This is a genomic window from Brevundimonas sp. NPDC046655, assembly GCF_044901625.1.
GTDB lineage: Bacteria > Pseudomonadota > Alphaproteobacteria > Caulobacterales > Caulobacteraceae > Brevundimonas.
The window spans coordinates 22,168-44,857 of the sequence record NZ_JBJDPV010000004.1 but is presented as its reverse complement, the minus strand read 5'-3'; the positions used below and the strand labels follow the sequence as shown (position 1 = coordinate 44,857).

The following is a 22,690-nucleotide window of genomic DNA, read 5'->3' as shown; positions in this document are numbered from 1 at the left end:
GCTCGCCGCCTGTTCCCGATCGGCTTGCGTCTTGAATTCCCGCCTCGCAATCGCCAATCAGCCCTCATGTCCGAAAACGCATCCGCCGCCCCGACCCTGCTGACCGCCTGGAAAGGCGCCCAGGCCCGCCTGAAGGCCGCCGGCATCGACAGTCCGTCGATCGACGCCCGCCTGCTGCTGGAGGCCTCGACCGGCGCGGGCCGTGTCGACATCCTGACCGATCCCTATCGCGTCGTCGACGCCGACAAGATCGCTGCGCTGGACGCCATGATCGAGCGTCGGCTGAAGCGCGAGCCCGTGTCGCGCATCCTGGGCAAGAAGGGCTTCTGGAAGATCATGCTGAACGTCACCCCCGACGTGCTCAGTCCGCGTCCGGACACCGAGACCCTGCTGGATGTCATCGTCCGCGCCTTCCCGCCGCATCGCGCCTTCGAGATGGTCGATCTGGGCACCGGCTCGGGCGCCATCCTGCTGGCGACCCTGATGGAGCGCGCCGGGGCGCGCGGCGTCGGCACCGACATCTCGACCGAGGCCATCGCCGTGGCCCGTGAGAACGCCGCCAACCTGGACCTCAACGGCCGCTGCACCTTCATCCGCACCGACTGGGCCGCGGGCTTCGCCGACGACAGCTTCGACCTGGTGGTGTCCAATCCGCCCTATATCCCGACCGGCGACATTCCCGGCCTGGACCCCGAGGTGCGTGAGCACGACCCGCATCTGGCGCTGGACGGCGGCCCTGACGGCCTGCAGCCCTATCGCGATCTGGCCCCCGAGATCGCCCGCATCCTGCGTCCCGAAGGCGTGTTCGCCGTCGAGATCGGCTGGGACCAGGGCGAGGCGGTCAAGGCCCTGTTCGAGGCGGCGGGCTTCACCGGCGTCAAGGTGGTCAAGGACCTGGGCGACCGCGACCGCGTCGTCACCAACGGCCCGGACCCGCGCGTCGATCCCCTTCCGGAAGCGTGACCGGGGAGCGAGCGCGGGGCCTGCAACAAAACCCTTGGAAAGCGCTTCATCGCGCGCTAAGTCGTTTCTTGTCTCCCACTCAAACGCGGTCTTTTCGGGCAGGTTTGCTCGCTCAAGCGCGTCTGGGCCAGTGACGGTCGGGCCTGCAGGGCCCGGCGGACCACAGGGCGACGAACGGTTTTCCGAGCACATCGATACGGGGATTGGCCCCGACCGAACGGAACGACGAACTGGGTCCTGCCCGTCCTCACCCGACGGCGGCCCGCACCAGCACGGTAAGCTCCGATGAGAGATTTCAAGGGCATGAAGCGTCAGCGCGGACGCAACCGGAAGCCCGGCGGCGGCGGCAACAACGCCAATGCGACCAACCCGAACCGGTCGTGGGACTCGCAAGGCCCCGAGAACATCAAGGTCCGCGGCAACGCCCAGACCGTCTATGAGCGCTACATGCAGCTGGCGCGCGACGCCTCGGCCGCCGGCGACCGGGTCCTGGCCGAGAACTACACCCAGCACGCCGAACACTATTTCCGCGTCTTGCGCGCCCTGCAGCCGCAACGTCCGGTCAGCGAGATCGCCCAGCGCGAACTGGCCGGTCAGGGCTTCGACATCGACTTCGAGGACGAGTCCGGCGCCCAGGCCGCCGCCATCATCGCCGCCGCCGCCGCCGAGCAGCAAAAGGCCGAGGACGAAGCCCGTCGCCAGGCCGAGCGTGCCGAACGCGACGCCAATCGCGACCGTGACCGTGATCGGGACCGCGACTACAACCGCGACCGGGATCGTGAACCGCGCGAGCCGCGCGACAATGACCGCGAACCCCGCGCCGAGGGCGAGCCCCGCGAGGGCGGCCGTCGTGAAACCCGCCGCGAGCGCTGGGAGCGCCGCCGCGAGGAACGCAACCGTCGCTTCGAAGCCGGCGAGGCCACGCCCGAGGACGAAGCCCGCGCCGCAGCCGAGGCTGAGTACGACGCCGCCGCCAGCTCGAACGAAACAGCCGCCTCACCGGTCGTCGACGAAGAGGCCGAGGCCCGTCCCGCCCGCGCCCCGCGTCGTCCGCGCGCCGAGCGTGCGCCGGCCGAAGGCGAGGCCAGCGACGGCATGGGTCTGCCTGGCTTCCTGACCCGCCCGACCACGCCGTCTTCTGACGAGGTGGAGGCCGCGTCGGAAGAAGCGCCCGCGCCCAAGCGTCGCGCGCCGCGCCGCAAGGTCGAGCCGGCGACCGACGAAGGCTGATCGACGGCGCGCAACCTTGGCGCGCATGTTTACATAATTGCAATCTATAGTCGTCACTCTCGAGGCATCGGAGGGACGCGCGATGGAACTCGTTCTGGTGGTGGTCGCCCTGGCCCTGTCGGGCTGCTGGGCGGGGTTGCGGATGGCGGTGAAGGCCCGACGCGAGGTGAGGATCCTGCGGCGGGTCAACGCCACGCTCGAGGCCTGTTCCGAGCAGCGGGCGCGTGAACTTCAGGCGGCCCTGACCGCCGCCGAAGGCCAGGCCGCCCAGGTCGAGGCGGCGCACCGCGCCAAGACCGAGTTCCTGACCAGCATGAGCCATGAACTGCGCACTCCGCTGAACGCGGTCATCGGCTTCTCCGACCTGATGCGGATGAACGAGGCGCAGGAGCCCCTGACCCATCGCCAGCATCAGGCGCTGGAGCAGATCCGCGACGCCGGGGCTCGGCTGCTGGTCCTGGTCGACGAGGTGCTGAACCTGGCCGACATCGAAGGCGGGCGCTTGGCGCTGAACGTCGAGCGGCTGGATCCCCTGCTGGTCGCGCGTCAGGTCTGCGAGGCCCTGCGCCCCATGGCCGAGGCCGCCGAAGTCGAGTTGCGGGAGCCGCCGCCCGTCGCCGGCCTCGCCGCCCGCGCCGACCGCGAGCGCCTGCGTCAGGTGCTGACCGCCCTGATCGCGAACGCCGTCAAATACAATCGCCCCGGCGGCGCCGTCCTGATCGAGGCGCGCCAGTCCGCCGAGGGCGTCAGCCTCAGCGTCCACGACACGGGACCGGGCCTGCCCGCAGCCTGCATGAACGGCCTGTTCCAGCCCTTCAACCGGCTGGGCCGCGAAGCTTCGGACGTGCCCGGCGCGGGCCTGGGACTGGCCGTGGCGCGGCGTCTGATCGATGCCATGGGCGGTCGGCTGGAGGCGGAAAGCCGCGAGGGCGAGGGGGCGGTCTTCACGGTGTATCTGCCGGCCTCGGCGGCCCAGCCGCGCGCCCTGATCGCTTCGCCCGTCCCGGCCGCCGACCTGCCCGAGGCCACCTTGCTTTATGTCGAGGACAATCCGTCGAACGTCGCCCTGATGCGCCATGTGACCACGGCCTTTGGCCGCTTGCGGCTGCATGTGGCCCAGACAGGGCCGGAGGGCCTGGCCCTGGCCCGGGATCTGCGTCCCGATGTCATCATTCTGGACATCAACCTGCCGGGGATGGACGGCTTCGAGCTCAAGGCGCGTCTGGGCGAGGACCCGTTGACCCGGACGGTGCCGGTTCTGGCCCTGTCGGCCGGCGCGGCCCTCGCCGACATCCGCCGAGGACGCGAGGCCGGCTTTATAGAATATCTGACCAAGCCCCTGCAGATTCCGGCTTTGGCCGAGGCCCTGTCGCGCGCCCTGTCGCCGGTCTCGACGACAGGTGACGTCGCCGTGCGGGCCGGGACGATTGACGCCGCTTGAGACATGCGGAGACGGTGTGGCGTCGCGACGTCGCCCGCCCGCAGGGTTGACGCGGAGGCTTCAGGGGGCTTCCTAGGGGGCGGGGGCTTTTTCGACCCTGTGCTAGGGAGAGCCCATGTCACGTCCGTCGGCCGGTAGTTCGCATTTCAAGGCGCGGGGGCCTCACGCCCTCATTCCAGGCGCGCTGATCTCGTGCGTGCTGGCGGCGGTGCTGGCGGGCTGTGCGACCACGCCCCCCCCTCCGCCCCCGCCGCCGCCTCCGTCAGCGCCCGAAGCCCCCAGCGGTGTGGTTCTGAGCGACTGGCGCGGGGTCATCACCGCTGCTGATCGCGACCGTTATCAGCGGCGCGAGGCCGCCTGGACCCTGGCCCTGCAGCAGGCGAAACGTCAGGCCGGGTCGGGCGACCTGAACGGTCTGGGCGATCTGATCGACCCGGACGCGGGGCGTCCCTCGGTGGCGCCGCCGGTCGGGAACTACCGCTGTCGCACCGTCAAGCTGGGCTCGCAGGGCGGCGAGGGCGGTCTGGGCTATGTGGTTTACGGCTGGTTCGCTTGCCGCATCGAACAGACGTCGGCGGGCCTGAAATTCAGCAAGCTGACCGGGTCGCAGCGTCCCAGCGGTTTGCTGTATCCCGAGAACGACCGCCAGATGGTGTTCCTGGGCTCCATGGCCCTGGCCTCCGAACCGGCCGCGCGCTCATATGGCCTGCGGGCCGAGCGCGACATGGTGGCGGTGGTCGAGCGCATCGGCGAGCGCCGCTGGCGGCTGGTCATCCCCTGGCCGGCGAACGAGTCCAATCTGGATCTGATCGAGCTGGTCCCGGCGGCCGCGTCCACGCGGCGCTGAGCCGCGCTTGACCCTGGGGGGCGGCGCCGTCCACCCTGAGCGTCGTTCAGATTTCCGGGGAGGCGCAGATGCGCGGCATAGGTTTCACCATCGGTTCGATCATCGCCATCGGCGTTCTGGTCGCCGTCGTCCTGGTCGGTTTCCCGACCTACAACGTCTATTCCAAGCAGATGGCGGGCAAGGCGGCCTATGAGGAGGCGGTGCAAAACCGCCGCATCCGCGTGCTGGAGGCTCAGGCCGCCCTGGACTCGGCCAAGCTGACCGCCGCCGCCGAGATCGAGCGCGCCAAGGGCGCCAACGAGGCCAACCGCATCATGGCCGAGGCCCTGGGCGGCCCCGAGGCCTATCTGCGCTGGTCCTACATCAACATGCTGCAGGAGACGGCCGGCAAGGAAGGCCGCCAGACCATCTACATCCCGACCGAGGCGGGCATGCCCATCCTTGAGGCCGGCCAACGTCCGGCGGCGCGCTAAGCTCTCGGGACGAAATGAAGAAAGGGGCGGTCCGTCGGGACCGCCCCTTTTTGCTGGCCTCAGACCCGCGTCAGCCGCAGGTCCTGATAGTCGTAGGAGAAGTCGATGTCGGGCGAGACGCCCTTGACCGTGGCGGTCGCCGGCTTGGCGGTGGCGATGTTGAAGGTGATGAAGGCGTCTTCCTCGCGCTTGTCGGCAAAGCGGGTGCGGAAGGTCTCGCCGTCATAGGGCTCCAGCCAGCCCTGCAGCGCCGGGGTGTGAGTGAAGGCCACCCACAGGCCGGACTTGCGGTTGCGGCCGCGCCCCTGGGTCTTTTGCTCGATGACGATGTCGCCGTACCAGGGGTCGCGCCAGGTCCCGACATAGGCGTCCAGCGGCATGGAGGGCGGGGCGCCCGCCGCCTGCTTGGCGTCGATCTCGACGGCGGCTTTCAGCGACTTTTCGGTCCCCTCAGCCTCCCGCTTCTTGGAATCGGCGATCCAGTCGACGTCGACCTTGTTCATGGCGATGTCCGACAGGCCCGAGCGCAGGGCGCGCAGCAGGAAGCTCTCCTCGGCGTTGGTGAAGACCGAAAAGCCGATCTTGCGGCCCGGGATCAGGACGGTGGCCGAGATGCCGCCGGGCGAGCCGCCGCCGTGGGTGGCCAGCCGCTCGCCGCGATAGTCCTGGACCTGCAGGCCCATGGCATAGGTCGAGGCCACGGCCTGGTTAGGCAGTTCCGCCGTCGGCCCGCCCAGGGCGGAGACGATGATGTTGGGCCTGTACATCTCTCTGGCGGCGGCTTCGGAGAACAGGCGCGACCCGTCGGCCAGCTCGCCGTCATTCAGACGCACGGCGATCCACTTGGCCCAGTCGGTCGCGCTGGCGCAGATGCCGCCCGCCGCCGCCGCTGAATCCCAGTTCCAGACCTCGACGATGGAGTCGGCGATCTGGGTCATCGCCCCCTGATAGCGCAGGGGCGGGCCGACGCGGCCATGCGGCAGGGCGGACTTGGCCGGATCAGCCAGACGCGCCAGGGGCACGCTCTCGCTCATGCCCACCTTGTCGAAGATGCGGGTCTGGACGAAGGCCTCCCACGACAGGCCGGATACGGCCTCGATCACCGCGCCCGCGACCACGAACATCAGGTTGCAGTAGTGATAGTCCTCGCGGAAGCCGTCCTCGATGGGCACGAAGGCGGCCTGGGCCAGGACCTCGGCGCGCGTCCGGTCGCTGTTGGGCCAGAACAGCAGGTCCCCGGCGCCCAGACCGAAGCCGGCGCGGTGGCTCAGCGTGTCGCGCACCGTGATGCGCTCGCCCACCATCGGGTCCGACAGGGTGAAGCCGGGCAGATAGGTCTTGATCGGCTCGTCCCACTTCACCTTGCCCTCGTCGACCAGGATGGCCAGGCAGGCGGCGGTGACGTTCTTGGAGTTGGAGGCGATGGCGAACAGGGTGTGTTCGTCGGCCGGTTCGGCCTTGCCCTGACGGCGCACGCCGTAGCCCTTGGCCAGCACCGTCTTGCCGCCGCGGACCAGGGCCAGGGAGACGGCGGGCTGATCGGGCCAGGCGGCCATGCAGCGCTGCACCCAGGCGTCGGCTGCGGCGGCGATCTCCTCGTCCGAACGGGTGTCGGCGCTGGTCTGGGCCCAACCGGTCGCGGGCAGGGCCGCGCCCGATGCGGCTGCGGCGGAGGAAATCAGCGCCGCGCGGCGCGACAGGCGGATGGACATAGGCGAAGCTCCCGACACATGAGCGGCGACGCTAGCGCCGCCGATCCGCCGGGCCAAGGGCTCAGGCCGCCAGCCGCCACCTTTGCAGGTGTTCCAGCACGTCGGCGACGATCTGCGCCCGGCTGAATCCGGTGAGATCGCGGGGGCGCGTGCCGTCGCCGGTCTGGGCCGTCATCCGCCATTCCAACGCGCGACGGCCCTCGGGCGCCTCCAGCGCGCTCAGGGCGGGCAGGGGCCGTGAGCGGGCGCCGACGCGATAGAGGAAGTCGCGGCCGTTGGCGTGTTCGACCACCAGCCAGACGCCGTTCTCATCCATTTCGACCCGGCTGTGGTCCAGGCCCTCGTTCGACAGGGCGTCGCGAACCTCGACCAGGGCCGGGGCGGCCTGGCGTTCGATCTGGCGGGCGATGTCCTTGCGGCTGGCGGGCGAGAAGATGCGCTTCAGCCGCTCACGGATCGGCGGAGCCTCGGTCTCGACCGCCTCGCCCCTCAGGTCGGCGTTCATCTGTCGCGTCAGCCCAAAGGCCAGCAGGATCATGATGACGGCGAAGGGTAGGGCCGCCACCAGGGTCGCCGCCTGAAGCGCCCCCAGACCCCCCGCCAGCAGCAGCAGGGCCGCCGTCAGCCCCAGAAGGACGCACCAGTAGACCCTCTGCCAGCGCGGCGTTTCCTCGGCCCCGCCCGACGCCAGGGTGTCGATGACCAGCGACCCGGAATCGGCCGAGGTGACGAAGAAGACCGCCACCAGGGCCACCGCCAGGGTCGAGGTGATCGCCGTGCCCGGCAGGTATTCCAGGAAGTGGAACAGGGCTGTCGACAGGTCCGCCTGCACCGCCTCCGAAATGGCCCCGCCCGCTGCGCCGAGGTCCAGGCCCATGGCTGAGTTGCCGAAGACCGTCATCCACAGGAAGGTGAAGGCGGTCGGCGCCAGCAGCACGCCGATGACGAACTCCCGCACCGTCCGCCCCCGCGAGATGCGGGCGATGAACATCCCCACGAACGGCGACCAGGCGATCCACCAGGCCCAGTAGAACAGGGTCCAGTCCGCCATCCAGCCGCGCGGTTCATAGGCGTAGAGGGTGAAGGTGCGGACGAAGAAGTGGTCCAGATAGAGACCGAAATTCTGCACATAGGCCCGTAGCAGGAACAGGGTCGGGCCCACCGCCAGCACGAACAGCATCAGGCAGACGGCCAGGACCAGGTTCAGCTCGGACAGCCGCCGCACCCCCTTGTCCACGCCGGTCAGCACCGAGATCGTCGCCGCCCCCATGACCACGACGATCAGGCCGACCTGGACCATCACCGTGTTCGGCACCCCCGCCACATAGTTCAGGCCGGAGGTGATCTGGGCCACGCCCAGCCCCAGGGATGTGGCGATGCCGAACAGGGTGCCGCAGATGGCGAAGATGTCGACGGCGTCGCCGATCGGCCCGTTGATGCGCTTGCCCAGCAGCGGGTAAAGCCCCGACCGCATGGTCAGGGGCAGGCCTTTCCGGTGGGCGAAATAGGCCAGGCTCAGCCCCACCACGGCGTAGATGGCCCAGGCGTGGACGCCCCAGTGGGTATAGGTGATGACCATGGCCTCGCGGGCGGCGGTCAGGGTTCCGGGCTCCGCCTCGGGCGGGGCGATATAGTGCTGCACCGGCTCGGCCACGGCGAAATACATCAGGCCGATGCCCATGCCCGCCGCGAACAGCATGGCCAGCCAGGAGACATAGGGGAAGTCCGGCTCGGCCTCGTCCGGCCCCAGCTTCAGCCGCCCGGTCGGCCCGAGCGCCAGCACGGCGACGAACAGCAGGAACCCCGCCACCGCCGCCACATAGAACCAACCGAAGGTGTCGATCACCCAGGCCTGGGCCGCGCCGAATATCAGGCCGGACGTCGAGGGCGCGATCATGGCGAGGAGAAGCAGGGCGCCTGCGATGGCGCTGGCCCCCCAGAAGACGCGGGGGTTCATCTTGGTCGTCAGCATGGGGCCGCAAACGCACGGCGACGCTTGCGGTTCCCGGCCTTGGCCACAGACCCGCCCCCGGGATGAAAAAGATGTAACTGTGGTCGGCGATGACCGGCTGATAGTCGCAGCGCTTGAGGGGACGTCGAGGGGACGTCCGCAGGGACGCGACCATGTCGAAACTCAAGCTTGCGCCTTTGCTGGGCGTCGTTCTGGCCCTGCCCGCGGGCGCCGTCATGGCCCAGACGCCACCGCCCGAGACTGGGGCGCAGGCCCAGACCCCGGCGCCGACGGCTCCGCAGGAGAACAAGGACAAGGACGAGCCCGCGACCGTGGGCGACGTCGTCGTCACCGCCCGGGCCAACGACGTGCGGACCTCGATTGATTCCATCAGCTATAGTCTGGCTGACGATCTGCAGGCCGCGACCGGTTCTCTGGCCGAGGCGCTGCGCAACGTACCTTCGGTGGATGTCGACCCCCAGGGCAATGTCTCGCTGCGTGGCGACGGCAATGTCACCATCCTGGTCGACGGTCGTCCCTCGGCCATCCTGTCGGGCCCCAATCGCGCTGACGCTGTGCTGCAACTGCCGGCTGACCGCTATGCGCGGATCGAGGTCATGACCAACCCCTCGGCCGCCTACAGCCCCGAGGGCTCGGGCGGGGTCATCAACCTGATCACCAAGCCCATTCCCGCCGCGGCGCGCGCCGCCGCCGCCGGGGCGCCCACGGCGACCGTCACGACCGGTTCTGTGCGGGTCAATGTCGGCGACAACGGCCGCTGGAACGCCGGCGTCAGCGGCTCGCGCCAGCGCGGCAAGCTGACCCTGACCGGCGACGTCAGCTATCGCTACGACGATCAGAACTTCGCCTTTGACCGGTTGCGCGAACAGCTGGACCCGATCACCGGCGCCGTCACCTCCAGGACCACGACGATCCAGGAGAACGACATGATCCAGAAGGGCGCCTTCGGCCGGGTCGCGGCCGAATACCGCCTGACCGACAAGACCATGTTGACGGGGGAACTGCGCGCCAACCGCTTCGAGGCCGACGCCGAGGCCGGCAGCCTGTTCGAGACCCGCAACGCCGCCGGCGTCCTGACCAGCGCCTACACCCGCGCCGGGGTAGGGGGCTTCAGCATGGACGGCTGGGGCGCCACCGCCCGCGTGCTGCACCAGTTTGACGCCTCGGGCCACGAGTGGTCCAACGAGCTGCGCTATGACCGCAACGACAACGAGAACGCCTCGCTGAACGCCAACGTCTTTTCCGTGCCCGTCAGCCCGACGGTCTATGAGGACCAGAAGTTCCTGAACGCGCAGGAAACCATCGGCTTCACCAGCGCCTATACCCGGCCCATGGACGACGGCTCCAAATTGCGCGCCGGCTATGAGCTGAGCCTCAACCGCCCGGATCAGGACGTTGTCCTGCGGCGCGGCCCGACCGAAGCCGCTCTCGCCCCGGTGCCTGGTCTGAGCAACCGCTTCGAGGCCGAGCAGACGGTCCACGCCCTCTACACCACCTATGAGCGCCCGTTCGGCGAGAAGCTGTCGGCCCAGTTCGGCCTGCGTCTGGAACAGGCGGAGGTCGATGTCGAGGACGTCACCAACGCCGCGCGTGCCTCTCAGGATTACTTCCGCGCCTATCCGACCGGCCATCTGCAATACAAGCTGACCGACACGCAGACCCTGCGCGCCAGCTATTCGCGCCGGATCCAGCGCCCGCAGCCGACGCAGCTGAACCCCTTCGTCTCCTATGGCGACCCGCTGAACCTGCGCTCGGGCAATCCGAACCTGGAGCCGCAGGAGACAGACAGCTTCGAGGCCATGTGGCAGATGCGCCAGGGCCAGAACTTCTATCAGGCCACGGCCTATTATCGCGACACCACCAAGGCCTTCACCGACGTGGCCGTCGATGTCGGCGGCGGCGTCCTGCTGACCCGGCCCGAAAACCTGGGCGCGCGCCGCGACCTGGGCGTCGAGCTGACCGCCAGCGGCCGCTTGCATCCGACCCTTCGCTACAACGCCAGCGTCAACGCCTTCCGTCAGGAAATCGACGCGTCAGGCATCCCCGGCGCCCGCGATCGCGAAGGCGAGATGGTGACGGGCCGCCTCAGCCTGAACTGGCAGGCCACGCCCAAGGACTTCGTCCAGGTCATGGGCTTCTGGCAGGGCGACCAGCTGCTGGCGCAAGGCACGCGCGAGAGCGGCGGGATGGTGAACCTCGGCTATCGTCGCAAGCTCAACGATACGCTGTCGCTGCAGTTCACGGCCCGCGACATCCTCAACTCCTTCGGCGGGGCCACCACCTATGACACGCCCCTGTTCCGTGAGCGGAGCGATCAGGACATCAATCTGCGCGCCTTCTACCTGGGCCTGACCTGGTCGTTCGGCGGCGGACCGCGCCGCCAGCCCGAACAGTTCGACTTCTCGACCGGCCCGACCGGCGGCTGATCGGCCGAAGGCGAGGGCTCAGACCCTCGTCTCCCAGGCGGTCCAGACGGCGATGGCGACCAGGCCCAGGGCCATGGCGGCGCGCATCGCCGGCCCCTGGGCCCGGGTCAGCAGGGCACCGCCCGCCCGCGCCGCTGTCAGCACGATGACCGAGTGGACCATGACGCTGACCACGACGTGCAGGCCGCCCAGCGTCAGGGCCTGCGTCAGGGTCGAGCCGTGGGCCGGGCGGATGAAGCCGGGCAGCAGGACGACATAGAGCAGGGCAGCCTTGGGGTTCAGCAGGTTGCCGATCAGGCCGCGCCGGAACAGGGCGCGCCGCCGCGTCTCGACCGGCGCCGCGTCCGCGCCGTCGCCGGTGCTGCGCCAGGCGTCCCAGGCCAGCCACAGCAGGAAGCCGACCCCGGCCCAGCGGATGGCCTGATAGAGGGCGGGCCACAGCAGCACCACCTCGGTCAGGCCGAAGGCGGCGGCGACCATCCACAGCGTCAGGCCGAGCGTGATCCCGGCCACCGCCGCCAGCCCCGCTGTTCGTCCCTGTGACAGCGACACCAGGGCCAGCCAGCCCATGTTCGGCCCCGGCGTCAGCTCCATCAGCGCCACCGCCGCCAGAAAGGGCAGGACGACCGTCGGATCGACCGGGCCGTGCGTCAGAAAATCCATAGAGGCCTCCTGCGGCCACGCTAGGCCGGGACGGCGGCGCGCATCAATCGCGAGTGACTGGTCTTGCGTGGCCGTTCCGCCACACCCACCTCGGTTTGACACAACTCAAGGCGTCGCTTCGCAGAAGGGCGCGTTGTTGGTTTTCCGCCTTCCGAGGGGACTGCACCGAAATGAATCTCGACCTCTATTCCGACCGCGCCAAACAGGCCGTCCAATCCGCCCAGTCGCTGGCTCTGGCTCGCCGCCATCAGCAGTTCGCGCCCGAGCACCTGTTGAAGGTGCTGCTGGAAGAACGCGACGGTCTGGCCCGCAAGCTGATCGATCAGGCCGGCGGCGATCCGTCCGCCGTCGAACTCGTCACCGAAGGCCTGCTGAAGAAGCGGCCCCAGGTCGAGGGCGGCTCGGGCCAGCTCTATCTGGACGGCGACACCGCCCGCGTCTTCAGCGCCGCCGAGCAAGCATCCAAATCGGCCGGTGACGCCTTCGTCACCACCGAACGCCTGCTGGCCGCCATCGTGAAAGAGGGCGGGGCCGCCGCCGAGGCGCTGAAGTCCGCCGGAGTCACGCCCAAGAAACTCGATGACGCCGTCGCCGACATGCGCAAGGGCAAGACCGCCGACAACGCCTCGGCCGAGGACAGCTACGACGCCCTGAAACGCTACGCCCGCGACCTGACCGAGGCAGCGCGCGACGGCAAGGTTGATCCCGTCATCGGCCGCGACGAGGAAATCCGCCGCACCATCCAGGTCCTGGCCCGCCGCACCAAGAACAACCCTGTCCTGATCGGCGAACCCGGCGTCGGCAAGACCGCCATCGTCGAAGGCTTGGCGTTGAGGATCGTCAACGGCGACGTGCCCGAAAGCCTGAAGGACAAGAAGGTCCTGTCGCTCGACATGGGCAGCCTGATCGCCGGCGCCAAATACCGCGGCGAGTTCGAGGAGCGCCTGAAAGCCGTACTGAACGAGGTGGCACAGGCCGAGGGCGGCATCGTCCTCTTCATCGACGAGATGCACACCCTGGTCGGCGCCGGCAAGGGCGACGGGGCCATGGACGCCTCCAACCTCTTGAAGCCCGCTCTGGCGCGCGGCGAGCTGCACTGCGTCGGCGCCACCACGCTGGACGAGTACCGCAAGCACGTCGAGAAGGACGCGGCCCTGGCCCGTCGCTTCCAGCCGGTCTTCGTCGCCGAACCCACCGTCGAGGACACGGTGTCGATCCTGCGCGGCCTGAAGGAGAAGTACGAGGTCCACCACGGCGTGCGCATTTCCGACAGCGCCATCGTCGCCGCTGCGACCCTGTCGAACCGTTACATCACCGACCGCTTCCTGCCCGACAAGGCCATCGACCTGATCGACGAGGCCGCCTCGCGCGTCCGCATGGCCGTGGACTCCAAGCCCGAGGCGCTGGACGAGATCGACCGCCGTCTGGTCCAGCTGAAAATCGAGCGCGAGGCCCTGAAGAAGGAGAGCGACAGCGCCTCGCAGCAGCGTCTCGAAAAGCTGGAGGACGAGATCGCCGACCTCGAAGGCCAGTCGGACGACATGACCGCCCGCTGGAAGTCGGAAAAGGACAAGGTCGGTCAGGGCGCGCAACTGCGTGAGACCCTGGACCGTCTGCGCGCCGAACTGGCCGCCGCCCAGCGCGCCGGCGACCTCGGCCGCGCTTCAGAGATCGCCTATGGCCAGATCCCGCAGCTTGAGAAGCAACTCGCGGACTCCGAATCCCCGGCGGCGGTCGCCGCCCCCCTGACCCCCGAGGTCGTCGACGCCGAGCAGATCGCCGCCGTCGTCAGCCGCTGGACCGGCGTGCCTGTCGACAAGATGCTGGAAGGCGAGCGCGAGAAGCTGCTCAAGATGGAGGAGGAACTGGGCCGCCGCGTGGTGGGCCAGAACGAGGCGCTGGAAGCCGTGTCCGACGCCGTGCGCCGCGCCCGCGCCGGGCTGAACGACCCCAACAAGCCGCTGGGCAGCTTCCTCTTCCTCGGCCCGACGGGCGTGGGCAAGACCGAGCTGACCAAGGCCCTGGCCGGCTATCTGTTCGACGACGACAACGCCATCACCCGCATCGACATGTCCGAATACATGGAGAAGCACTCGGTCAGCCGCCTGATCGGCGCCCCTCCCGGCTATGTCGGCTATGACGAGGGCGGCGCCCTGACCGAGGCCGTGCGTCGCCGCCCCTATCAGGTCGTCCTGTTCGACGAGGTCGAAAAGGCCCACCCCGACGTCTTCAACGTCCTGTTGCAGGTGCTGGACGACGGTCGCCTGACCGATGGGCAAGGCCGCACCATCGACTTCAAGAACACCCTGATCATCATGACCTCCAACCTGGGCAGCCAGTATCTGGCTGACCAGCCCGAGGGGGAGGCCCATTCTAAGGAAGGTTGGGAGGCCGTTCGCCCCCTGGTCATGGAACAGGTCCGCGCCCACTTCCGGCCCGAGTTCCTGAACCGCATCGACGAGATCATCCTGTTCCACCGCCTCGGCCGCGAACAGATGGGCGGCATCGTCCGCATTCAGTTGGCGCGTCTGGAAAAGCTGATGGCCGACCGTCGCCTGACCCTGGCCCTGGACGACAGCGCCCTGACCTGGCTCGCCGACAAGGGCTACGACCCCGTCTACGGCGCCCGCCCCCTGAAACGCGTCATCCAGAAGGAACTGGTCGACCCCATGGCCAAGAAACTCCTCGCCGGAGAGATCGAGGACGGCAGCGTGGTGGCCGTGTCAGCGGGGGCGGATGGGTTGGAGATCGGCAAGGCGCGGGTGCATTGATCTTAAGGCCTCACTGCAATTGACCTAAGACAGGGGTCGCGATTTCGCGGCCCCTTTTTCTTTCCTCATTCTCTGACCAGTCGTGTCAGCGGCGGCTGAGCCTCACCCCAGCACCGGCATCACCTCCACCCCGTCGCAGACGAAGATGGACATGTGCGGGTGGCCCTCGAACAGGCGGGCCGCCGCCTCGTGGCTGTCGGCGCGGACCACCATGAAGACGGTCAGCAGGTTGACCATGTCCGTCACTTCGCCGTCGTCGCCGATGCGCTTGGTCGGGCCCAGCGGGCCGCCCTGATAGACGATGACGTCGCGGTGCGCCTCTTCCCAGGCGGCGACGGCGGCCACGCCGACGCGGGCCGTTTCGGCCTGCTGGGCCTCGCTCATGGCGCGCCAGGCCCGCCACTTGGGGCCGGTCTTGTCGCTGGTGAAGACGGCCAGGTAATGGGTCTCGGCGCTCATCGAAGCCTCCCGTTTGCGGGAGGGTCGGACTTTCGTCGGCGTCGGGCAAGCGGGGCCATTTTCCTTCTCCCCTCGTGGGAGAAGGTGGGCGCCGGAGGCGCTCGGATGAGGGGTGTCAGCGCTGAGGGTTCAGGAAGAAGAATGGCGGCGCCTGAGCGAGCAAGCGGCGGCGCCGTCACCCCTCATCCGTCATGCTCCGCACGACACCTTCTCCCACAAGGGGAGAAGGAAGAACGCGCTCAAGTCGCGAGGGTCCGTGACCCGAGCATAGCGCCCTTAAATGTGGATGGCGTGGCCCAGGGCCCGCAGGCTGGCCTCGTGGAAGGCTTCGCCCAGGGTCGGGTGGACGTGGATGACGCCGGCCACGTCCTCCAGCACGGCGCCCATCTCCAGCATCTGGGCGAAGCTGTTGGACATCTCGGACACGTGCTGGCCGACGGCCTGAATGCCCAGGATGCGGTGGTCGGCCTTCGACGCGATGACGCGAACGAAGCCGCCGTCCTCGCCGGCCTCGATGGCCAGGGCGCGGCCGATGGCGGCGAAGGGGAAGACGGCCTGGATCACGTCGTCGCGGTCCTCGACGTCTGACGGACCCAGGCCCGCCGAGACGATTTCCGGCTCGGTGAAGCAGACGGCGGCGATGGTCACGGGATCGAACACGCGGTCATGGCCCGCGATGATTTCCGCGACCACCTCGCCCTGGGCCGAGCCCTTGTGCGCCAGCATGGGTTCGCCGGTCAGGTCGCCGACGGCCCAGACGTTCTTCATGCTGGTGGCGCAGCGCTCATCGATCTTGACGAAGGGGCCGTCCATGGCCACGCCCATGGTCTCCAGACCCCAGCCCTTGGTGCGCGGCCGACGGCCGACGGTGACCAGCACCTTGTCGGCGTCCAGCTGCATCGGATTGCCGTCCTTGTCAGTGACGTTCAGCTTGCCGTCGCCGAAACCGCCCGCCCGGGCGCCGAGGAGAAGCTCGACGCCGTGCTTCTCGAGCCACTTCTGCACCGGGTCGGTCAGGGCCTTGTCGTAGAGGGGCAGCAGGCGTTCGGCCATCTCGACGATGGCCACCTCCGAACCGAGTTTGCGGAAGGCGATCCCCAGTTCCAGGCCGATATAGCCGCCGCCGACCACGACCAGCTTCTTGGGCACTTCCGGCAGGCTCAGGGCCTCGGTCGAAGAAATCACGTCGCCGCCAAACGGCAGGAAGGGCAGTTCGACCGGCTCGGACCCCGTGGCCAGGATGACGTGCTCAGCCGTGATGCGGACGTCACCGTCCTCGGTCTTCACGGTGCAGGTCTTGGCGTCAGTGAACTCGGCCCAGCCCTTGATGACCTTGACCTTGGCCTTCTTCAGCAGGGCGGCGACGCCGGCGTTCAGCTTGCTGACGATGCCGTCCTTCCACGCAACCGTCTTGGACAGGTCGATGGCCGGAGCGGAGGCGGTGATGCCGAGCGTGCCGTCGCCGGCGGCTTTCAGCACCGTCTCATACTTGCCCGCGGCGTGGATGATGGCCTTGGACGGGATGCAGCCGACGTTCAGGCAGGTCCCGCCCAAGCCGTCGCCGCCGTCCACCAGCACGGTGTCCAGGCCCAGCTGGCCGCAACGGATGCCCGCGACATAGCCGCCGGTGCCGGCGCCGATGATCAGGACTTTGGTTTTGAGGGTCTGGGTCATGCGTAGCTCGCAACAAAGCGGGTGGCGACTAAGTCGCCGATGCGTCTCAATTCTTCTTCCGGTAGATCAACCGCCCAGCCCGTACCACCAAGCTTAAATCCAGCGAGGCAATGGCGGGAGCTGTCGTTGATCGGCTCACTTGATCGTAGGCCCGCGTGCGCTGAAGCGTTCCGCAGATCATCCAGCGCATCGAAGGCTGACTTCCCGCGCCAATGTTCGGGTAGGAGCCAAGGCTCTTCAATAGCGCCAGTTGAAGACCACTGTTTCCGCAATGATTGACCCACGCGGTCATCGGGCTTTTTAACCCGGTGCATTACCCAAGCAAGAATCGTCGTGAAGTAGGCGAGCGCTTCAGTCGTGGCGTAGTCGTGTCCTGGCGTACCTGTTCGACTTAGAAGGATCGCGAGACGTTCGACCACCTGCACCTCTAGGGCTTCGCGCTCGATTTGCGCCATCTCATTTATCCCATCCAGAGCGTGGCCGGGTTTTCCAGCAGCCCCTTGATCCTCGCCACGAAGACCGCCGCGTCATGGCCGTCGACGATGCGGTGATCGAAGCTGGAGGACAGGTTCATCATCTTGCGCACGACCATCTGGCCGTCCTTGACCACCACGCGTTCGGCGATCTTGTTCGGGCCGACGATGGCGACCTCGGGGTGGTTGATGATCGGCGTGTGCACCACGCCGCCCAGCGTCCCCAGCGAGGTGATGGTGATGGTCGAGCCGGACAGCTCCTCGCGCTTGGCCGAGCCGTCCTTGGCCGCGCCCGAGACGCGGGCGATTTCCAGGGCGGTGGCGTAGGGGTCCATCGCCTCGGCGTGGCGGACGACCGGCACCATCAGGCCGTTCGGCGTCTGGGCGGCGATGCCCAGGTGGACCGGGGCGTGCGTCATCAGCACCCCGGCCTCGTCGTCATAGTGGCTGTTGATCGTCGGCTGGTCGCGCAGGGCCACGACGATGGCGCGGGCGATGAAGGGCAGGACGTTCAGCTTGGGCTGGTCCTTGGCCTTGGTCGCGTTCAGGTGGGCGCGCAGCTCTTCCACCGCCGTCATGTCGATTTCCTCGACATAGGTGATGTGCGGAATGCGACGGACGCTCTCGGCCATCTTCTCCGCGATCTTGCGGCGCAGGCCGATGATCTTGGTCTCGGTGGTTCCCTCGGCGCGGGCGTAGGTCGAGGAGGCCGTGCCGCCGGTCGCGGCGGGCAGCGAACCGCCGCGAGCGACATAGGCGTCCAGGTCGGCATGCTCGATGCGGCCGGCGGGGCCGGTGCCCGGCACGATGACCAGGTCGACGCCCAGATCGCGGGCGCGGTTGCGCACGGCGGGCGAGGCCAGCGGACGTTCGCCCGGCCGGCGGCCGGTCAGGGCCGGAACGGGTTTGGCGTCAGCCTTGGGCGCGGCCGGAGCGGCCTTGGCGACCGGAGCGGGCGCGGCCTTCTCGGCCTTGGCGGCGGGGGCGGGCGCCGGGGTCGCGGCCGGAGCGGCGGCGACATTGCCTGCGCCCTCGACCTTGAAGCTGACCAGGGGGCCGCCGACGGCGATCTGCTGGCCGGCCTCGCCGTGCAGGGCGACGACCACGCCGTTGATCGGGCTGGTGATCTCGACCGTGGCCTTGTCGGTCATGATGTCGGCGAGGATCTGATCCTCCTCGACCGCGTCGCCGACCTTGACGTGCCAGCCGACCAACTCGGCCTCGGCCGTGCCTTCGCCCACGTCCGGCAGTTTGAAGACGTAGTTGGCGCCGGTAGCAGCGGCCGGGGCAGGGGAAGCCGGGGCGACCTCGACCTTCGGCGCCTCGACGGCGACCGGGGCGGGCTCGGATTTGACGGGAGCCGGCGTCGGCTCGGCGTCGGACGCATTGCCCGCGCCCTCGACCTCGAACTCGACCAGGGGGCCGCGCACCGGCACCATCTCGCCGGCCTGGCCGTGGATGGCCAGAACCTTTCCGCTGACCGGTGCGGTGATCTCCACCGTGGCCTTGTCGGTCATGACGTCGGCGACGATCTGGTCTTCCTCGACCATGTCGCCGACCGCGACGTGCCAGGCGACCAGTTCGGCCTCGGCGGTGCCTTCGCCCACGTCGGGCAGCTTGAAGACGAAACGACCCATCTTAACGAGCCTTTCCTGCTGTTTGGCCAGACATGACGGCTTTCAGGGCGTCGGCCACGCGTTGCGGGCCGGGGAAGTATTCCCACTCGAAGGCGTGCGGGTAGGGGGTGTCCCAGCCGGTCACGCGCGCGATGGGCGCCTCCAGATGATAGAAGCAGCGTTCCTGAACCAGGGCCGACAGCTCGCCGCCGAAGCCCGAGGTCTTGGGCGCCTCGTGCACGATGACGCAGCGGCCGGTCTTCTTGACCGAGGCCTCGATGGTCTCGATGTCCAGCGGCACCAGGGTGCGCAGGTCGATGACCTCGGCGTCCACGCCGGCGTGCTCGGCGCCGGCCAGGGCGACCCAGACCATGGTGCCGTAGGCCAGGATGGTGACGTCGGCGCCTTCGCGCATGATGCGAGCCTTGCCGATCGGCAGGGCGTATTTCTCGGTCGGGACCTGGGCCAGCTCCTGGGTCTTCCACGGGCTGACGGGCTTTTCGTGCCAGCCGTCGAAGGGGCCGTTGTAGAGGCGCTTGGGCTCGAAGAAGATGACCGGATCGTCGTCCTCGATGGCGGCGGTCAGCAGGCCCTTGGCGTCATAGGGGTTCGACGGAATGACGACCTTCAGGCCCGCGATGTGGGTGAACAGGCTTTCCGGCGACTGGCTGTGCGTTTGGCCGCCGAAGATGCCGCCGCCGTAGGGGCTGCGGATGGTGAGCGGCGAGGTGAACTGACCGCCCGAGCGGTAGCGCATCTTGGCCGCTTCGGAGACGATCTGGTCATAGGCCGGATAGATGTAGTCGGCGAACTGGATCTCGACGACCGGGCGCAGGCCGTAGGCGGCCATGCCGATGGCGGTGCCGACGATGCCGGTTTCCGAGATCGGGGCGTCGAAGCTGCGGGTCAGACCGTGCTTCTGCTGCAGTTGGTCGGTCACGCGGAAGACGCCGCCGAAATAGCCGGCGTCCTCGCCGAACGACAGGACGTTGGGGTCCTCCGCCATCTTGGTGTCGATGGCCGAGTTGAGGGCCTGAATCATGTTCATGGGCGCAGTGGTCATGTTCAGACTCCGACCTCGCGACGCTGCTCGACCAGGCGCCAGTCTTCGGTGGCGAAGACTTCCTCGAACATGGTCTTCACGCTGGGGCGCGACTGACCCAGGGTGCCGATGGCTTCGGATTCCTTGGCGGCGGCGCGGACCTGTTCGACCGCGTCCTTTTCGGCCGCTTCATGCTGTTCGTCCGACCATTCGCCGATGACGATCAGGTGCTGCTTCAGGCGTTCGAGCGGGTCGCCCAGCGGCCACTTCTCGTGCTCGTCGCCGGGGCGGTAGCGGCTGGGGTCGTCCGAGGTCGAGTGCGGGGCTCCGCGATAGGTGAACAGCTCAATCACCGTCGCGCCCTGGTTGGTGCGCGCACGCTCCTCGGCCCACTGGGTCGCGGCCCAGACGGCCAGGAAGTCGTTGCCGTCGACGCGCAGGGCCGGCAGGCCGTAGCCGATGGCCTTGGAGGCGAAGGTGGTCTCAAGCCCACCGGCGATGCCCTGGAAGGAGCTGATGGCCCACTGGTTGTTGACGATGTTGAGGATGACCGGCGCGCGATAGACGGAGGCGAAGGTCAGGGCCGAGTGGAAGTCGCTCTCTGCGGTCGAGCCGTCGCCGATCCAGCTGATGGCGATCTTGTCGTCGCCCTTGGCGGCGCTGGCCATGGCCCAGCCCACGGCCTGGACATACTGGGTGCCCAGGTTGCCCGAGATGGTGAAGAAGCCGTAGTCCTTGGCCGAATACATGATCGGCAGCTGGCGGCCTTTGATCGGGTCGGCGGCGTTGGAATAGATCTGGTTCATCATCGACGCGAGCGGGTAGCCGCGCGAGATCAGCAGGCCCTGCTGGCGATAGGTAGGGAAGCCCATGTCCTCGCGGCTCAGGATCATCCCTTGCGCGACCGCGATGGCCTCCTCGCCGGTGCACTTCATATAGAAGCTGGTCTTGCCCTGGCGGTGGGCGCGGTGCATCCGGTCGTCGAAGGCGCGCGTCAGGATCATGGCCTTCAGGCCGCGCCGCAGGATTTCGGGATCCAGCCTGGGATTCCACGGCCCCACGGCCTGGCCTTCGTCGTCCAGAACGCGCACCAGCTGGAAGGCGTGGTCGCGCATGTCATAGGGCGCGGTCGACACCTCGGGGCGGGTCACGACGCCGGCGGCGTCCAGCTTCAGGTGGCTGAAATCAGGCGCATCGCCCGGACGACCCGAAGGCTCCGGCACGCGCAGCGACAGGGTGGGGGTGTTCTTCATCATGCGTCCCGTCCGGTTGATCCGTCCGCGTTTCCTCTAGAAAGAGGGCATAGCATGGCGTGTGTCTGTTGGCCTTCCTAAAAATACCCTTGCCAAATGCTGATTTGGGGTATTTTATTGCGTGAAATCCCCTTTTGGAGAAACGCCTTTGGCCGATGAACTTGATCCTATCGACGCCCGCATCCTCGACATCCTGCAGCAGGACGCCGGATTGTCGGTCGCCGAGGTCGCCGATCGCGTCGGCCTGTCGGCCTCGCCGTGCTGGCGCCGGATCAAGAGACTGGAGGATAGCGGCCTGATACGCAAGCGGGTCACGCTGCTGGACGCGGGGCTGCTGGGTCTGGACTTCGAAGTTTACGCCATCGTCAAGCTGAGCCTGCCGTCGCGCGAGAACCTCGACATCTTCGAATCCGCCGTCGCCACCTGGCCGGAAGTGGTGCAGTGCGCCACCATCACCGGCCGCGAAGACTATGTCCTGCGCATCATCACCTCGGACATGCACGCCTTCGACCAGTTCCTGCGCGACAAGCTGCTGACCCTCGGCATCGTCTCCGACTGCGCCAGCCATATCGTCACGCGCGGCGTGAAGAACGTCACCACCCTGCCGCTGGGCATCATCACGCCCCACGTCGGTTAAAGGGGCCTGCGCGGGGGCCTACAGCCCCCGCATGAACTCCACCAGCGCCGCGTTCACCTCATTCGCTCGTTCCTGCTGCAGCCAATGTCCCGCGCCTGGCAGGACGACTTGTCCGCGCAGGTCGGTCAGCCATTCTTGTTGCGCCGTCTCATGAGGGCCGGCGTAGTGACGGACGGGATCGCGGTCGCCGACCATGAAGAAGGCGGGCTGACGGATCTTCTGGCCCTGCAGGAAGGCGGTCAGGCTCCAGTTGCGGTCGAGGCAGCGGTACCAGTCCAGCGGCCCCTTGAAACCTGAGGCGGCGAAGGCGGCGACGTATTCGTTGAAGTGCGCGGGGTTCATCCACGGCGACAGCGCGGCCTGATCGGAAATGCTGTCCAGCAGGCTGACGCCATCGGGCATGAAGCCGGTCGACTGGTCGGCCGGGGCGGTGGCGCCGTCATAGGCCCAGAACATCTTGCGCAGCGCAGTGGCCGGGTCGGCATCCAGTTCGACATGGGCCTCCGGCGACTGGAAGCGGTTGATGTAGAGGTCGCCCAAGCCAGCGCGTTTCGTGATCGCCGCCATGGCCGCTGTCGGCGGTCCCTTGGGACGACGCGGCTGGAACGGGACCGACAGGCCCGCCACGGCGCGGAACAGATCGGGCCGCATCAGGGCGCAGTGCCAGGCGACGGCCGAACCCCAGTCGTGGCCGACGACGACGGCCTCCGTCACGCCCAGAGCCCGCACCAGATCGACCATGTCCCCGACCAGATGCAGGATCGTGTGATCCTCCTGATCGGCGGGTTTGTCTGTCCCGCCATAGCCGCGCATGTCGGGGGCGACCGCGCGATAACCCGCCTCGGCCAGGGCCTGAACCTGCGCCCGCCAGCTGATCCCCAGTTCGGGAAAGCCGTGGAGCAGCAGGACCAGGGGGCCTTCTCCCGCCTCCAGCACCTGTTGCGTCAGGCCGTCGGTGGCGATGCGGCGGGTCTGCATGGGCGGTCCTCCCTGTTCCGACCAACCTACCCCGTTTTCGGCCGCTGGCGAGAGGAGCGC

The 22,690-nt window shown here is 68.2% G+C and carries 18 protein-coding genes; 8 read left to right on the top strand and 10 right to left on the bottom strand.

Annotated elements, in window-relative coordinates; translation table 11 throughout:
* The first annotated feature begins 66 nt into the window (after positions 1-66).
* The 5 genes from prmC (at position 67) to ACI2KI_RS11875 (ending at position 4,954) form a co-directional block, all read left to right on the top strand.
* A complete protein-coding gene (gene prmC, locus ACI2KI_RS11895; RefSeq protein ID WP_292085153.1) occupies positions 67-963 on the top strand; it encodes a peptide chain release factor N(5)-glutamine methyltransferase in 897 nt (298 codons plus the stop codon).
* Positions 964-1,248: 285 nt separating this feature from the next.
* Positions 1,249-2,193: a DUF4167 domain-containing protein gene (locus ACI2KI_RS11890; protein ID WP_404620335.1), complete on the top strand. Its 945-nt coding sequence runs from the start codon at positions 1,249-1,251 to the stop codon at positions 2,191-2,193.
* Between the two features lie 82 nt (positions 2,194-2,275).
* Positions 2,276-3,634, top strand: a complete 1,359-nt coding sequence (locus ACI2KI_RS11885) for an ATP-binding protein (protein WP_404620333.1) — start codon at positions 2,276-2,278, stop codon at positions 3,632-3,634.
* A 115-nt stretch (positions 3,635-3,749) separates the two neighbouring features.
* On the top strand, positions 3,750-4,481 hold the full coding sequence (locus ACI2KI_RS11880) for a DUF4893 domain-containing protein (protein WP_404620331.1): 732 nt from the start codon (positions 3,750-3,752) through the stop codon (positions 4,479-4,481).
* Between the two features lie 68 nt (positions 4,482-4,549).
* The gene (locus ACI2KI_RS11875) at positions 4,550-4,954 is read left to right on the top strand and encodes a hypothetical protein (protein WP_292085160.1); all 405 of its coding nucleotides are present in this window, start codon (positions 4,550-4,552) and stop codon (positions 4,952-4,954) included.
* Positions 4,955-5,013: 59 nt separating this feature from the next.
* Here the strand turns inward: ACI2KI_RS11875 and ACI2KI_RS11870 are convergent, their stop codons facing one another.
* Both ACI2KI_RS11870 and ACI2KI_RS11865 read right to left on the bottom strand, forming a co-directional pair.
* Positions 5,014-6,666 carry a serine hydrolase gene (locus ACI2KI_RS11870; protein ID WP_404620329.1) on the bottom strand — a complete coding sequence of 551 codons (1,653 nt, stop codon included), beginning with the start codon at positions 6,664-6,666 and terminating at the stop codon, positions 5,014-5,016.
* Positions 6,667-6,727: 61 nt separating this feature from the next.
* The gene (locus tag ACI2KI_RS11865; protein ID WP_404620327.1) at positions 6,728-8,638 is read right to left on the bottom strand and encodes a BCCT family transporter; all 1,911 of its coding nucleotides are present in this window, start codon (positions 8,636-8,638) and stop codon (positions 6,728-6,730) included.
* Between the two features lie 152 nt (positions 8,639-8,790).
* Here ACI2KI_RS11865 and ACI2KI_RS11860 point away from each other — a divergent pair, with 152 nt between their 5' ends.
* The gene (locus tag ACI2KI_RS11860) at positions 8,791-11,064 is read left to right on the top strand and encodes a TonB-dependent receptor domain-containing protein (RefSeq protein WP_404620325.1); all 2,274 of its coding nucleotides are present in this window, start codon (positions 8,791-8,793) and stop codon (positions 11,062-11,064) included.
* Between the two features lie 18 nt (positions 11,065-11,082).
* On the opposite strand, the gene ACI2KI_RS11855 is transcribed toward ACI2KI_RS11860, so the two are convergent.
* Entirely contained in the window at positions 11,083-11,727 is a 645-nt protein-coding gene (locus ACI2KI_RS11855) for a LysE family translocator (RefSeq protein WP_404620323.1), read from the bottom strand.
* Between the two features lie 170 nt (positions 11,728-11,897).
* Here ACI2KI_RS11855 and clpB point away from each other — a divergent pair, with 170 nt between their 5' ends.
* Positions 11,898-14,498, top strand: a complete 2,601-nt coding sequence (gene clpB / locus ACI2KI_RS11850; RefSeq protein WP_404620321.1) for an ATP-dependent chaperone ClpB — start codon at positions 11,898-11,900, stop codon at positions 14,496-14,498.
* Positions 14,499-14,600: 102 nt separating this feature from the next.
* Here clpB and ACI2KI_RS11845 read toward each other — a convergent pair whose 3' ends face one another.
* The 6 genes from ACI2KI_RS11845 to ACI2KI_RS11820 all read right to left on the bottom strand — a co-directional run bounded on the left by ACI2KI_RS11845 (position 14,601) and on the right by ACI2KI_RS11820 (position 21,018).
* Positions 14,601-14,957, bottom strand: coding sequence for a hypothetical protein (locus ACI2KI_RS11845; protein ID WP_404620319.1), 357 nt, complete (start codon positions 14,955-14,957; stop codon positions 14,601-14,603).
* Positions 14,958-15,233: 276 nt separating this feature from the next.
* Positions 15,234-16,631 carry a dihydrolipoyl dehydrogenase gene (lpdA, locus tag ACI2KI_RS11840; protein ID WP_404620317.1) on the bottom strand — a complete coding sequence of 466 codons (1,398 nt, stop codon included), beginning with the start codon at positions 16,629-16,631 and terminating at the stop codon, positions 15,234-15,236.
* Positions 16,628-17,086 carry a hypothetical protein gene (locus ACI2KI_RS11835; RefSeq protein WP_404620315.1) on the bottom strand — a complete coding sequence of 153 codons (459 nt, stop codon included), beginning with the start codon at positions 17,084-17,086 and terminating at the stop codon, positions 16,628-16,630. The genes lpdA and ACI2KI_RS11835 overlap by 4 nt, the downstream gene beginning before the upstream one ends.
* Positions 17,087-17,091: 5 nt before the next feature.
* Positions 17,092-18,741, bottom strand: coding sequence for a 2-oxo acid dehydrogenase subunit E2 (locus tag ACI2KI_RS11830; RefSeq protein ID WP_404620313.1), 1,650 nt, complete (start codon positions 18,739-18,741; stop codon positions 17,092-17,094).
* Between the two features lies 1 nt (position 18,742).
* Entirely contained in the window at positions 18,743-19,783 is a 1,041-nt protein-coding gene (locus tag ACI2KI_RS11825) for an alpha-ketoacid dehydrogenase subunit beta (RefSeq protein ID WP_404620311.1), read from the bottom strand.
* A 2-nt stretch (positions 19,784-19,785) separates the two neighbouring features.
* The gene (locus tag ACI2KI_RS11820) at positions 19,786-21,018 is read right to left on the bottom strand and encodes a 3-methyl-2-oxobutanoate dehydrogenase (2-methylpropanoyl-transferring) subunit alpha (RefSeq protein WP_404620309.1); all 1,233 of its coding nucleotides are present in this window, start codon (positions 21,016-21,018) and stop codon (positions 19,786-19,788) included.
* Positions 21,019-21,163: 145 nt separating this feature from the next.
* Here ACI2KI_RS11820 and ACI2KI_RS11815 point away from each other — a divergent pair, with 145 nt between their 5' ends.
* The gene (locus tag ACI2KI_RS11815; protein ID WP_292085176.1) at positions 21,164-21,652 is read left to right on the top strand and encodes an Lrp/AsnC family transcriptional regulator; all 489 of its coding nucleotides are present in this window, start codon (positions 21,164-21,166) and stop codon (positions 21,650-21,652) included.
* An 18-nt stretch (positions 21,653-21,670) separates the two neighbouring features.
* Here ACI2KI_RS11815 and ACI2KI_RS11810 read toward each other — a convergent pair whose 3' ends face one another.
* On the bottom strand, positions 21,671-22,630 hold the full coding sequence (locus ACI2KI_RS11810; RefSeq protein ID WP_404620306.1) for an alpha/beta fold hydrolase: 960 nt from the start codon (positions 22,628-22,630) through the stop codon (positions 21,671-21,673).
* Positions 22,631-22,690: the final 60 nt, after the last annotated feature.

Excerpts from the sequence above, each read along its gene's own strand:
- lpdA (WP_404620317.1), bottom strand. The coding sequence starts at position 16,631 with ATGACCCAGACCCTCAAAACCAAAGTCCTGATCATCGGCGCCGGCACC.
- ACI2KI_RS11880 (WP_404620331.1), top strand. The coding sequence starts at position 3,750 with ATGTCACGTCCGTCGGCCGGTAGTTCGCATTTCAAGGCGCGGGGGCCT.
- ACI2KI_RS11875 (WP_292085160.1), top strand. The coding sequence starts at position 4,550 with ATGCGCGGCATAGGTTTCACCATCGGTTCGATCATCGCCATCGGCGTT.
- ACI2KI_RS11845 (WP_404620319.1), bottom strand. The coding sequence starts at position 14,957 with ATGAGCGCCGAGACCCATTACCTGGCCGTCTTCACCAGCGACAAGACC.
- ACI2KI_RS11855 (WP_404620323.1), bottom strand. The coding sequence starts at position 11,727 with ATGGATTTTCTGACGCACGGCCCGGTCGATCCGACGGTCGTCCTGCCC.
- ACI2KI_RS11820 (WP_404620309.1), bottom strand. The coding sequence starts at position 21,018 with ATGATGAAGAACACCCCCACCCTGTCGCTGCGCGTGCCGGAGCCTTCG.
- prmC (WP_292085153.1), top strand. The coding sequence starts at position 67 with ATGTCCGAAAACGCATCCGCCGCCCCGACCCTGCTGACCGCCTGGAAA.
- ACI2KI_RS11835 (WP_404620315.1), bottom strand. The coding sequence starts at position 17,086 with ATGGCGCAAATCGAGCGCGAAGCCCTAGAGGTGCAGGTGGTCGAACGT.
- ACI2KI_RS11810 (WP_404620306.1), bottom strand. The coding sequence starts at position 22,630 with ATGCAGACCCGCCGCATCGCCACCGACGGCCTGACGCAACAGGTGCTG.
- ACI2KI_RS11860 (WP_404620325.1), top strand. The coding sequence starts at position 8,791 with ATGTCGAAACTCAAGCTTGCGCCTTTGCTGGGCGTCGTTCTGGCCCTG.
- ACI2KI_RS11870 (WP_404620329.1), bottom strand. The coding sequence starts at position 6,666 with ATGTCCATCCGCCTGTCGCGCCGCGCGGCGCTGATTTCCTCCGCCGCA.
- ACI2KI_RS11830 (WP_404620313.1), bottom strand. The coding sequence starts at position 18,741 with ATGGGTCGTTTCGTCTTCAAGCTGCCCGACGTGGGCGAAGGCACCGCC.
- ACI2KI_RS11885 (WP_404620333.1), top strand. The coding sequence starts at position 2,276 with ATGGAACTCGTTCTGGTGGTGGTCGCCCTGGCCCTGTCGGGCTGCTGG.
- ACI2KI_RS11825 (WP_404620311.1), bottom strand. The coding sequence starts at position 19,783 with ATGACCACTGCGCCCATGAACATGATTCAGGCCCTCAACTCGGCCATC.
- ACI2KI_RS11890 (WP_404620335.1), top strand. The coding sequence starts at position 1,249 with ATGAGAGATTTCAAGGGCATGAAGCGTCAGCGCGGACGCAACCGGAAG.
- ACI2KI_RS11865 (WP_404620327.1), bottom strand. The coding sequence starts at position 8,638 with ATGCTGACGACCAAGATGAACCCCCGCGTCTTCTGGGGGGCCAGCGCC.
- clpB (WP_404620321.1), top strand. The coding sequence starts at position 11,898 with ATGAATCTCGACCTCTATTCCGACCGCGCCAAACAGGCCGTCCAATCC.